This window comes from Flavobacterium frigidimaris, from assembly GCF_002217275.1.
Lineage (GTDB): Bacteria > Bacteroidota > Bacteroidia > Flavobacteriales > Flavobacteriaceae > Flavobacterium > Flavobacterium aquidurense.
On sequence record NZ_MUGV01000032.1, the window covers coordinates 1 to 12,725 of the forward strand.

Sequence of the window (12,725 nt, forward strand, 5' to 3'; positions counted from 1 at the left end):
TTACTCTTTACTCTTTACTTAATCGGATATATTTGCCATTCGTCTAAAAAGTTTTTTATATAAATATAACTGCCATACATTTACTGAACCATAACATTAGTAGGTTAAGTTTATGGTAGATTTGGGGCAAAAAAGGCGGAAGAGATTCCGCCTTTTTTATTTTTATTTCTAGGGGAAAGAGAATAGAATAAAGAGCAAAGAATAAAGATTGTTGCGCATATTTTTTAAATATATAAATAAAAAAAGACGGATAGCTATCAAGCCATCCGTCTTTTTTCTTTACTCTTTGTCTATTATCTTAAAAAGACTATTTATCTAAAGCGTATCTTCTTGCCACTTCTGTCCAGTTAATTACACTGAAAAAAGCTTCGATATAATCTGGTCTTCTGTTTTGGTAGTTTAAGTAGTAAGCGTGCTCCCAAACATCCATTCCTAAGATTGGAGTTCCACCGTTACCAGCAACTTCTGGCATCAATGGATTATCTTGATTTGGAGTACCTACAACTTCTAATTTTCCTCCTTTTTGCACTGTTAACCAAGCCCATCCTGAACCGAATTGTGTAGCTCCGGCTTTAGCAAATTTTGCTTTAAATTCTTCAAAAGTTCCAAAAGAAGATTCAATTGCTGCTAATAAATCACCTGTTGGTAATCCGCCTCCATCTGGAGACATTACAGTCCAGAATAAATTGTGGTTGTAGAAACCTCCACCATTGTTACGAACTGCAGCGTTTGATTTATCTAAGTTAATTAAGATGTTTTCGATTGTTTTTCCTTCTAAATCTGTACCAGCAATAGCCGCGTTAAGATTTGTAGTATATGCATTATGATGCTTAGTATGGTGAATCTCCATTGTGCGTGCATCAATATGTGGTTCTAATGCGTCATATGCATAAGGTAATTGTGGTAGTTCAAAAGCCATGATATTATGATTTTTATGGTTTATAATAATTTATCCAAATTTAAACATTTAACTTTGGAATAGAAAATACTATTTTGTTATAATTGAATTTAATTAATTGATAAATTGCTTTTTTAACGTGTAAATAGTTGTAAATCTTTATTTTCCGTTAAAAGTGGTCATGGTATTTTCTAATCCGGCAGTTCCGAATGTCTTAATAATTTCTGAAGAAACTTCTAAACGTTCCGGTAATTTTGCTTTTTCTTCTTCGTCCCAATCGCCTAAAACGTAGTCAATTTGTTGGCCTTTTTTAAACTGATCGCTAATACCAAATCTGAAACGGGTATATTGTTGGGTGTTTAAAACAAGGTTGATGTTTTTTAGTCCGTTATGACCACCGTCACTGCCTTTTGGTTTGATTCTGATGGTTCCGAAAGATAAGTTTAAATCATCTGTAATAACTAAAATATTCTCTAAAGGAATATTTTCTTTATCCATCCAGTATTTTACAGCTTTACCGCTTAAATTCATGTAGGTATTAGGCTTAAGCAGAAAAAAGGTTCTTCCTTTAAATTTATATTCGGCAAGCGCTCCTAACTTCACGGTTTCGAAAGAAAGACTTTCTTTTTTGGCTAAGAAATCCAGGACTTTAAATCCGATGTTGTGTCTTGTATTTACATATTCGGCTCCAATATTACCTAGTCCTACGATTAAATATTTTTTACTCACGCTTTCTATATTGTTTTTTGGGTGTTCGTGAACCTCCGGTTTCCTATTATCTGTGTTCTCTTCTTTTTGTGTTGATGAAAACAGTTTTGTTATCCATTTTATCATAATGCAAAAATAAACTTAATTAGGGAATGTGGCAATTGGTTGATTAGATAATTAGAGAATGTGTCAACTCGCCAATTAGATAATTAGAAAATGTGGCAATTAGATAATTTAATCTTAACCGCAAAGTTCGCAAGGAGTTACGCAAGGTACACTAAGAACGGGACGCGGATGACGCAGATTTACTTTGCGCCTTTGTCTCTTTGCACCTTTGAACCTCTTTCTTATAGAAATGAATCGATCTTGCTAGCCCTGACAGCAGCGGTATCCTTTTTCTGGCTTCTTTAGCCAGGAAAAGATATAGCGGATGGCAGGAAGGTTACGTCTTGAAAACCCTGAAGCTTCTGCTTCTAAAAAATTTGAAAATTAGATAATTAGAAAATGTGTCAATTAGATAATTACATCTAACCGCAAAGTTCGCGATGGTTTTACGCAAGGTGCGCTAAGAATGGAACGCGTATGACACGGATTTATTTGCATAGTTTCCCTTTAGTTTGAGAGCACCAAAAAGCCCTTTGCACCTATGAACCTTTGTACCTTTGAGCCTTTCCTTAGAACCTCAGCACCTTAGCAACTCAGAACCTTTAAAAACAAAAAAAAAGCACCAATCTTTCGATTGATGCTTTTTGTATTGATTTGAAAAAAATTATTTTTTCTTTCCTTTTGCAGGAGCTTTTGCAGCTTTTGCAGCTTCTTGAGCAGCTTTCATAGCAGCACGAGAAATTCTTACCTGAGCAACAACAGTGTTCTCTGGGTGCATAACTTTGTATTCTGGTTGACCTACTTTAGTAACGTATAATTTGTTACCCATTTCAAGTGGAGTAATGTCAGCTTCAACAAAATCAGGAAGATCTTTAGGTAAAGCTTTAACTTTTAATTTACGAGTGTTTAAACGTAAAACACCACCTGCAAGAACACCTTTAGATGTACCAACAATTTTTACTGGAACTTCCATAGTGATTTCTTTGTCATCAAATAATTGAAAGAAGTCAATGTGTAAAATTTTGTCAGATACCGGGTGAACCTGAATGTCTTGCAAAATTGCATTGAATGATTTTCCTTTTCCAAGCTCAATCACAACTGTGTGTGCGTTTGGAGTGTAAACCAAGTTTTTGAACGCTGCAGCGTCTGCTGAGAAGTGTACTGCCTGATTTCCTCCGTATAACACGCAAGGAACCGCTCCAGCATTACGTAAGGCTTTAGTTGACACTTTGCCCACGCTTTCTCTTTCTGATCCTTTAATTGTAATCGATTTCATTGTAAAAAAATATAGTTATTAATAAATATACATTGCTATAAGCTTTAAGCCATAGGCTTTAGGCTTTTCTTCACTTAGTAATAAAGCTTACTGCTTATTACATTATGAATTTTCCACTGATGGAATTGTTGTGGTGCACCATGTGCATAACTTCGGCAAAAAGAGGTGCACAACTCACTACTCTGATTTTCTTTGATTCTTTCTTTAACGGAATTGAATCGGTAACTATTAATTCGCTCAATTTTGAGTTTTCAATTTTTTCGTAAGCACCACCCGATAAAATAGCGTGTGTACAAATTGCTCTAACGCTTAATGCTCCTTTTTCGATCATTAAATCGGCAGCTTTTGCTAATGTTCCACCTGTATCGATCATGTCGTCTACTAATATTACGTTACGACCTTTTACTTCACCAATTAGTTCCATAGTGTCGATAACGTTGGCTGCTTTTCTTTGTTTATAACAGATTACTACATCTGATTCTAAAAACTTAGAGTATGCATATGCTCTTTTTGAACCTCCCATATCTGGTGATGCAATGGTTAAATTTTCTAAATTTAAACTCTGCACGTAAGGCAAAAAGATTGTAGATGCAAATAAATGATCTACTGGTTTTTCAAAGAATCCCTGAATTTGATCTGCGTGCAAATCCATTGTCATGATTCTTGTTGCTCCTGCAGCAGTTAATAAATTAGCTACTAACTTTGCTCCAATCGGAACTCTTGGTTTGTCTTTTCTATCCTGTCTTGCCCAACCAAAATATGGCATAACAGCTGTAATATGTCTTGCAGATGCGCGTTTTGCTGCATCGATCATTAGTAACAATTCCATCAAATTATCAGCAGATGGAAAAGTTGAACACACGATAAAAACGCGTAATCCTCTTATTGATTCTTCGTAAGATGGTTGAAATTCTCCATCACTATACGTTGACATCGTTACTTTGCCTAACGGAATTCCGTATTGTTCGGCAATTTTTTCTGCAAGATAGACACTTTGTGAACAAGCAAAAATTTTAGCTTCTGGTTCTAGGTGCGACATTATAATTTGTTGTTTTTGCTCCGCTGCGCTCCGTACAATTTGGCTTGACTTTTTTGGTAAAACAAAACTTGTATAAATGCCTCGGGTGTAGTTAGTTGTGTGTGCGTCGTTTTAACGAGGTGCAAATTTAGAAAATTTATTGGACACTGAAAGGAAAAATTTAAGTATTTTTAGTAGAACATTTAATTTTATTTTTTACATTTGCACCGTGTTAAAGGAATAAGCACAGTTATGACCTCATAATTACTTATTCTATTGCGTTAAAATAACTGATTTATTAGTTGTTTTTTCGTCTGCTAAGCCCGGATGGCGGAATTGGTAGACGCGCTGGTCTCAAACACCTGTGGGAAACCGTGCCGGTTCGACTCCGGCTCCGGGTACAAAAACCTCTTCGAAAGAAGAGGTTTTTTTGGTTTTATAACATTTGTATTTATTACAGCCCAAGGTTTCAACTTTTGGATAGAGATCGTGATTGTATTGTGTCCCCACGGTTGAAACCGTGGGCTATATTAAAATTCAAACCTCACAACTCGCCTCATGCAAAACAGGAAAATTACAGGAATTAGCAATAAAACATAATTGATTTGCTTTCTTATGAAGCTCCAATGCTAACTCCTTTTTATCTGAATTTAAAATTTTTACTTTAGGTTTTAATAATACCTCAACAAAACGCCCGCTTCCATCTATAGCAACTTCAAGCGTTGCTTTGGCATTATCTGAATATTCAAGAACTTCTATTCCGTTTTGAGAGCATACATATAAATAGGACATCATATGACAGGAAACCAAACTGCTTAAAAGCAAATCTTCTGGATTATATAATTCGGGATCGCCTTTGAAAGCTTTTGCTGCCGAAACATTTAAAACAGGCTTTCCTTCAATTATAATTTGATGACTTTTATTGTAAATTCTCTTCGTTGAATCTTCCTGAATTTTATTTGAAGTCCAATTTGCTTCTGCTTTGAATAGATGTTTCATTTTACCTAAATTTTTCTATTGCGAAATTAAGAGTTTTAAAAGTAGCTGATAAATTAATCGCAAAGTCGCAAAGTTTATAAACAAAGCTAAAAAAACTTTGCGCCTTTGCGTCTTTGCGAGCAATTTCTTTCCAGTCTCTCATAAAAAAACCTCGAAAGGACTACTTTCGAGGTTTCTTAGAGAATTACTAACTAATTAACATAATTCCAAAACTATTTTTTTACAGAAAATTTAAAAGTAGTTTTAGTTTTATAATTTTCTCCCGGGTTTAAAACCGTTGTTGGGAAGTTTTTCTGATTTGGAGAATCAGGATAATGTTCTGTTTCTAAACATAAACCTGTTCTGTGTACGTATATTCCGCCTTTAGGATTTGGCAAAGTTCCGTCAAGGAAATTTCCAGAGTAAAACTGAATTCCAGGTTCGTCTGTTGTTACTTCTAAAACTCTTCCGCTTGCTGCGTGGTATACTTTTGCAATGATTGTTTTTCCTTTTTCAGGATTGTTCAGCACCCAACAATGATCGTAACCTTTACCTCTTTCTAATTGTTCGTTTTTAGCTTCGATGTCTTTTCCAATTAATTTTGGTGTTCTGAAATCGAAAGGCGTATTGGCAACATCATCCAATTTTCCTGTCGGAATTAAAGTGGCATCAACCGGAACCAATTTATCGGCATTCAAAGTCAATTCGTGATCTAAGATTGTTTTTGTGAAATCTCCGGATAAATTGAAATAAGAATGCTGCGTTAAATTCACCACTGTTTTCTTATCAGTAGTTGCTTCGTATAAAACTTCTAGTTGATTATCATTTGTCAATGTATACGTTACAAAAACTTTCAAATTTCCAGGATACCCTTCTTCCATATCTTTACTTAAATAAGATAATTTTAAAATTGCGGTATCTCCAGATTTTGCTTCATCCGCTTTCCAAACCACGTTAAAGAAACCTTGCGGTCCACCGTGCAAAGCATTTGGAGCATTGTTAATTGCTAATGAATATTCTTTTTCGTCTAAAGTGAATTTTCCTTTCGCAATTCGGTTTCCGTATCTTCCGATCAAAGCGCCAAAGAATGGATTTTCTTTTTCGTATTGTGCTAAAGAATTAAATCCGATTACCACATTTTCAGAAACACCGTCTTTATTCGGTACTTTTAAATCTGTAATTCTTCCACCAAAAGTGATGATGTCTACTTCCATCCCGTTTTGGTTTTTCAATTTATAACTGTCTACTTTTTCTCCTTTAGCAGTTGTTCCGTATTCTGATTTTTCGATTGTAACTGAAGCTTTTTCATCTGAAGAAACTGTTGTGGCATCCATTTTTTTATCGTTTTTGCATTGAACTGAAATTGCCGTCAAACTTAGAAGGCCCACCCCGAAAACGCAACGTTTTAATACATTCATAAATGATAATTTTTTGGTTTGTAAAAAGTTAAATGTTAGAAGTAAAATGTTAGACGTGAAAATTAATCATTTTATAAATGTAAAAATTACCTTTTTGAGTTTTTTCACATTTTACATCTTACAAATTACATTTTACTGCCTTAAAGGCCATTTTGAAACAAATGATAATACGCTTCATTGGCATTGATCTTATCTTTAAACTCTCTTACGGTCGTTTTTTCGTCAATTACTAACAATTCGATTCCGGCTATATCCGCAAAATCTTCCATGTATTCTGTTGTAATGGCCTGGCTGTAAACGGTGTGATGCGCTCCTCCAGCCAAAATCCATGCCGTAGCTGCGATATCAAGGTTTGGTTTACAATCCCATAAAACTCTTGCAACTGGTAATTTTGGTAAATCTGCCATTGGTTTAATAGCTTCTACTTCGTTTACGATTAAACGGAAACGAGTTCCCATATCTACCAAAGAAACGTTGATTGCATCTCCGGCAGGCGAATTAAATACCAAACGAGCAGGATCTTCTTTTCCTCCAATTCCTAACGGATGCACTTCACAAGAAGGTTTTGCATCTGCAATTGATGGACAAATTTCCAACATATGTGATCCTAAAACATATGATTTTTGAGGTGTAAAGTGATATGTATAATCTTCCATGAAAGAAGTTCCTCCTTCAAGACCCACGTTCATTACTTTTAAGGCACGAACCATTGCAGCTGTTTTCCAGTCTCCTTCTCCACCAAAACCGTAACCATCAGCCATCAATCTTTGTGTTGCAATTCCAGGTAATTGTTTCCAAACCCCAAGATTTTCAAACGTATCTGTAAAAGCGCCAAAACCTCCTTCTTCAAGGAAAGCTCTTAACCCTAATTCAATTTTTGCCGCTTCCGCTAATGAACTTCTTTGCGCTCCGCCTTCTTTTAAAGCATCAGTCAAAGTATAAGAAGCCTCGTAAACCGCCAATAAATCATTTAATTCTTTGTCTGTAACTTTCTCAATATATTTGGTAACATCTGAAGAATCAAATCCGTTAACTGACATTCCGAAACGAATTTGAGCCTCAACTTTGTCTCCTTCCGTTACGGCAACTTCACGCATATTGTCTCCAATACGAGCCACTTTTAAGTTTTGAAGTTCATCCCAACCCAAAGCTACTCTCGTCCAGATACCTAATTTTTTCTGAACTCTTTGGTCTTCCCAATGTCCCACAACCACTTTACGTTTTTTGCGCATTCTTGACATGATAAAACCAAATTCACGATCTCCGTGTGCTGATTGATTTAGGTTCATGAAATCCATATCGATAGTTCCCCACGGAATTTCAGCATTGTATTGTGTATGTAAATGACATAACGGTTTTTTCAGAATGCTTAGTCCGCCAATCCACATTTTAGCTGGCGAAAAAGTGTGCATCCAGGCAATAATTCCGATACAGTTTTTAGCCGAATTTGCCGCCAAACACACATCTAAAATTTGAGAAGGTGATTTTACCACATCTTTATAAACCACTTTTACTGGTAAACTAGATGATGCATCTAATCCTTTTGCAATTATTTGAGAATGCTCCGCAACTTTTCTTAAAGTTTCTTCACCGTATAATTCCTGGCTTCCTACTACAAACCATACTTCTTTTTGAGATATATCAATCATGTTGTTTTGTTTATTTTGTTTCAAGTTTCAGGTTTCAAGTTTTGAATTGCTTAAAATCTTTGCTCTTTATTCTTTCTTCTTTTATCTTAAATTATTGTCCGTAATATGAATCTTTTCCGTGCTTGCGGTTGTAATGTTTCTTTATTAGGGAATCTTTTAATCTTGGTGCGTTCGGATTTATTTGTAAAGTCAGGTACGCCATTTCGGCTACGACTTCTAAAACCTTACTATTATAAACCGCTTTTGCTGCATTTTTTCCCCAGGCAAACGGTCCGTGATTTCCGATCAAAATCATTTCTACTTCTTCATAAGAAAGATTTTTTTCTTTGAAACAATCCAAAATCTGAATTCCCGTATTGTGTTCGTAGTTTCCTTCGATAAGCGAATCTGCCATTGGCGGTGCGCAAGGAATATCAGCTGTTAAATGGTCTGCATGTGTTGTTCCAAAAATCGGAATATCTTGCTGCGATTGTGCCCAGGCTACCGAATAGGTTGCGTGTGTATGTGCAACGCCTCCGATATTTGGCCAGTTTTTATATAAGTATGCGTGTGTTTTTGTGTCAGATGACGGACGCATGGTTCCTTCAATTACATTGTTGTCAAAATCGACAATAACAATGTCTTCCGGTTTTAAATCTTCATACGGAACGCCGCTTGGCTTGATAGCAAAAACACCGTTTTTTCTATCAACTGCGCTTACATTCCCAAAAGTGTATACTACCAAATTCAGTGCATTTAACTGCATGTTGGCTTCGTAGCATTCTTGTTTTAAATCTTTATAAAGAGAACTCATGTTTCGCTGTTTTTATAGTTGGATCTTCAAAAGCACTTAATTGATCGTAGGCGATTAACAATTTGTTATACGCTGCTACTTTGTCTAATTGAGGGAAATATTCTCCATCAAAATCACTTCCTATTTTTTGGCTTGCCTCAATTACGTTTGGATAAATTCCGGCTGCAACTGCTGCGTAAATCGCTGCTCCTAAAGCCGGAGTCTGATCTGAAGCTGCAATTTTAATTGGCTTGTTTAAAACATTTGCCAAAGTCTGCATGATAAAAGGCGATTTACGGGCAACGCCTCCAATTCCGATAACGCTGTCAATTTTCACTCCTTCTTCTTCAAAACGATCCACGATTTTTTTCGCTCCAAAACAAATTGCGTTTACCAAAGCTTTGAAAATATGTGGTGCTTTTGTCCCTAAAGATAAATTGGATATCGCGCTTTTTACTTCCTGATTGGCATCGGGAGTTCTTCTTCCGTTGATCCAGTCCAAAGCAATTGGAAGACTTTCAGAAACCGGTATTTTCTCTGCTTCTTTTGTCAATTCCACAATTAATTTATCGCTGAATTCTTCCCTTAATTGTTCTTTTTGAGTATCATTTAAAACTGTTGAAGAAGTCAATAAATGCTCTGTCGGCCACATTAAAAGTTCTTTGTACCAGGCCAACAAATCACCAAAAGCAGATTGTCCAGCTTCTAAACCAATAAAGCCCGGAATTACAGATCCGTCAACTTGTCCGCAGATTCCGCGAACCGTTTTTGTTCCAACTTCATCATAAGAACCTACCAAAATATCACAGGTTGAAGTTCCCATAACGCGTACTAAAGTGTTTTCGCCAATTTTGGCTCCAACTGCTCCAGAGTGCGCGTCAAAAGTTCCAACAGCGATAACTGTATCTGTTGAAAGTCCTAAACGATCTGCCCATTCTTTACTTAAATTTCCGGCAACTAAATCAGAAGTATAAGTTTCATCATATAAATTACCACGAAGTTGGGCTAAATATGGATGCAGTTTTTCTAAGAATTCAACTGGTGGAAGTCCGTTCCAGTCTGTATGCCACATGGCTTTGTGTCCCGCTGCACAGCGGCTTCTTTTAAATGATTTTAAATCTTTATTATCAATTAACAAATATGTCATTAAATCACAGTGCTCCATCCAGGTATGCGCTGCATTTCGAACGGCTTCATCTTCTCTTGCAATGTGCAGAATTTTTGCCCAAAACCATTCTGATGAATAAATTCCGCCTACATATTTTGTTACGTTTTCTCCGCCCCAGCTTACTGCCAATTCGTTGATTTCGTTTGCTTCGTTAATCGAAGTATGATCTTTCCATAATACCATCATCGCATTTGGATTCTCCTCAAAACCTTTTGTCAAAGCCAAAGGAATTCCCTCTTTCGTAACCGGCACCGGAGAAGATCCTGTAGTATCAATACAGATACCGCGCACTTGCGAAGGATCTACTTTACTTTCTTTTATAACGGTTTGAATTGTAATTTCCAACCCTTCGATATGATCTAAAGGGTGTTGACGAAACTGATTTATTGATGCGTCACAATATTGTTTGTTTTTCCATCTTTTGTAATGAGAAACATTTGATGCCAATTCCTGCCCATTTTCAGTATCGATAAGCACCGCCCGAACAGAATCTGTTCCGTAGTCCAATCCTATAACGTAATTCTTCATTCTAAATTCATTTTTTAATGACGACAAATATAATTATAAATATTTTATAAGTGTATAAAAAACACTTAACTATAATGTGCTTCTGGATTTTTGCAAATAATGCATCAAAACAGGCGTTCAGCGTCGAAACCAGAAATAAATGTCGATTTTACATTTATTTTTTTGCGATTAATCTACCTAAAACCTCAAATATTGATTAAAGAATAGTATCACATTGTATTGATTTATATTGCCTTAATTAAAATTCGATGTCTTTTAATCCTTTAAATTCTTTTCCTTAATTGAATTATTTCAAATAAAATAGTTCTATTTTCCTTCTAAAACCACTACTGAGAATGGAGGAATAGTAATTTCAAGCTTTCCTTTTTTATTTTCAAAGCCTTTAAAAACTGTTGGAATAATTTTATTTGGACTATCGAATGAATTGTAATCCTGCAATTTTGTTGATGTGATAATAGTTCCCGTGAAGGCTTTACTACCAAGATCATTTATATCAATTTCTATTTTGTTTTTACTTTTTGCATCGACATTTACTAATGAAATATGAACCAGTCCATTGTTATCTTTTGATGCTGAAACCGAAACAGCTGGAATGGTTTCTCCATTAAACGTATACATTGGCGACTGAAAACTTACCGGCAATAATTTAGCATCCTGATGCACGCTATACATTTTCATAACATGATACGTGGGCGTTGTAATCATTTTGGCTTTATCAGTAAGAATCACAGCCTGCAAAACGTTAACACATTGCGCCAGGTTTGCCATACGTACTCTGTCTGCGTGATTATTAAAAATATTAAGAGTGGCACCGGCCAAAACGGCATCTCGCATTGTATTTTGCTGATATAGAAATCCAGGGTTTGTTCCTTTTTCAACGTCATACCAGCCGCCCCATTCGTCAACCATCATCGCTACGGTTTTTTTAGGATCGTATTTATCCATAATGGCACTATGTTTAGTAACAAGCTCTTCCATTTTTAATGCCGACTTCATTGTCTTGAAATAATCTTCTTCTGAAAAATTTACGGCATCACTTTTTTTAGACCAGTTAATTACTGCATAATGATGCACACCAATTCCGCCTAACATTTTCAATGGAATATTTTTCATTAAAACTTCGGTCCAGTTGTAATCGGCACTATTTGATCCGGACGCGATACGTGTAATCCCGCCTGTGTTTTCCCAGTCCGACATAAAAGTGGCAAATTTTCGGTATTCGCCGGCATAATATTCGGCCGTCATATTCCCGCCACAACCCCAGGCTTCATTTCCGATTCCCCAGAATTTAACTTTCCACGGTTCTGTTCTCCCGTTTTTTTTACGCAAATCACTCATTGGGCTTTTACCACTAAAGTTGGCATATTGTACCCAGTCTGATAATTCCTGTACAGTTCCGCTTCCAACATTTCCGGACAAGTAGGGTTCTGCTCCCAAAAGTTCACACATATTTAAAAAATCATGTGTTCCAAAGCTATTATCTTCAGTCACTCCTCCCCACCATGTGTTTACGATGGTTGGTCTTTGTTCTTTAGGCCCAACACCATCTTTCCAATGATAAGTATCGGCAAAACAACCTCCCGGCCATCTTAAATTTGGAATTTTTAATTCTTTTAAAGCCTTTATAATATCATTTCGAACTCCATTTGTAGTAGGAATTTTTGAAGTATCGCCCACAAAAAAACCGCCATAAATACAACGTCCTAAATGCTCCGCAAAATGGCCGTAGATATTTTTATTAATCGTTGGCGCATCGGCATTGTTTTTTATCACAACCACTGTAGTTCCGCCCTGAGCAAAACCAAACTGATTGCAAATGGCAATAAGAAATGCGATTAAAAGTGCTTTTTTCATACTATTCTTTTTAAAATTATACTGCTATCTATGATTGGTAATTTTAGCCACAATAAATCATTACTATTAATTTTTGAAAAGTGTTAAACTTACATTTGTAAATTTAATTAAAAAAAAACCTTAAAAACAAATTAATTTCACATATAAAATACATTAAAAAAACGAAAAGCATAATTTAAATGTTAAATAAATTTACGAAACCGGTTGTTTTATTTGAAATAATGGATCTTTTACGAAAATTATTTGAGTAAAATATATCTTTTGTATTAAAAAGGAGATTTTTTAACAAAAAAAGCGGGGCGAAAAATTTCTTAAAACATTTAATTTTGAATTCTTTAAAAAGAAAAATAGTA

10 protein-coding genes and 1 tRNA gene are annotated in these 12,725 nt (G+C 35.6%); 1 reads left to right on the plus strand and 10 read right to left on the minus strand.

Going from position 1 to position 12,725, the window contains the following annotated elements; translation table 11 throughout:
• Positions 1–307: 307 nt before the first annotated feature.
• From B0A65_RS17710 to B0A65_RS17725, 4 genes are all read right to left on the minus strand, one after another.
• Complete coding sequence (locus tag B0A65_RS17710; protein WP_074660025.1) at positions 308–919, minus strand: superoxide dismutase; 612 nt, start codon at positions 917–919, stop codon at positions 308–310.
• Between the two features lie 138 nt (positions 920–1,057).
• Positions 1,058–1,732, minus strand: a complete 675-nt coding sequence (gene pth / locus B0A65_RS17715) for an aminoacyl-tRNA hydrolase (RefSeq protein ID WP_074660026.1) — start codon at positions 1,730–1,732, stop codon at positions 1,058–1,060.
• A gap of 643 nt (positions 1,733–2,375) precedes the next feature.
• Complete coding sequence (locus B0A65_RS17720) at positions 2,376–2,987, minus strand: 50S ribosomal protein L25/general stress protein Ctc (protein ID WP_074660027.1); 612 nt, start codon at positions 2,985–2,987, stop codon at positions 2,376–2,378.
• Positions 2,988–3,084: 97 nt separating this feature from the next.
• The gene (locus B0A65_RS17725) at positions 3,085–4,026 is read right to left on the minus strand and encodes a ribose-phosphate pyrophosphokinase (RefSeq protein WP_074660028.1); all 942 of its coding nucleotides are present in this window, start codon (positions 4,024–4,026) and stop codon (positions 3,085–3,087) included.
• A gap of 300 nt (positions 4,027–4,326) precedes the next feature.
• Between B0A65_RS17725 and B0A65_RS17730 the strand changes: the two genes are divergently transcribed.
• Positions 4,327–4,406: transfer RNA gene (locus B0A65_RS17730), tRNA-Leu, on the plus strand.
• Between the two features lie 136 nt (positions 4,407–4,542).
• Here the strand turns inward: B0A65_RS17730 and B0A65_RS17735 are convergent.
• From B0A65_RS17735 to B0A65_RS17760, 6 genes are all read right to left on the minus strand, one after another.
• Positions 4,543–5,004: an OsmC family protein gene (locus tag B0A65_RS17735; RefSeq protein ID WP_074660029.1), complete on the minus strand. Its 462-nt coding sequence runs from the start codon at positions 5,002–5,004 to the stop codon at positions 4,543–4,545.
• 212 nt (positions 5,005–5,216) lie between these two features.
• Positions 5,217–6,401, minus strand: coding sequence for an aldose epimerase family protein (locus B0A65_RS17740; RefSeq protein WP_074660030.1), 1,185 nt, complete (start codon positions 6,399–6,401; stop codon positions 5,217–5,219).
• A 140-nt stretch (positions 6,402–6,541) separates the two neighbouring features.
• Positions 6,542–8,050: an L-arabinose isomerase gene (gene araA / locus B0A65_RS17745; RefSeq protein ID WP_074660031.1), complete on the minus strand. Its 1,509-nt coding sequence runs from the start codon at positions 8,048–8,050 to the stop codon at positions 6,542–6,544.
• Between the two features lie 91 nt (positions 8,051–8,141).
• A complete protein-coding gene (locus B0A65_RS17750; protein WP_026982501.1) occupies positions 8,142–8,843 on the minus strand; it encodes an L-ribulose-5-phosphate 4-epimerase in 702 nt (233 codons plus the stop codon).
• Complete coding sequence (locus B0A65_RS17755; RefSeq protein WP_074660032.1) at positions 8,827–10,518, minus strand: ribulokinase; 1,692 nt, start codon at positions 10,516–10,518, stop codon at positions 8,827–8,829. Before B0A65_RS17755 ends, B0A65_RS17750 begins: the two co-directional genes overlap by 17 nt.
• A gap of 306 nt (positions 10,519–10,824) precedes the next feature.
• The gene (locus B0A65_RS17760; RefSeq protein WP_074660033.1) at positions 10,825–12,372 is read right to left on the minus strand and encodes an alpha-N-arabinofuranosidase; all 1,548 of its coding nucleotides are present in this window, start codon (positions 12,370–12,372) and stop codon (positions 10,825–10,827) included.
• Between the last annotated feature and the right edge of the window lie 353 nt (positions 12,373–12,725).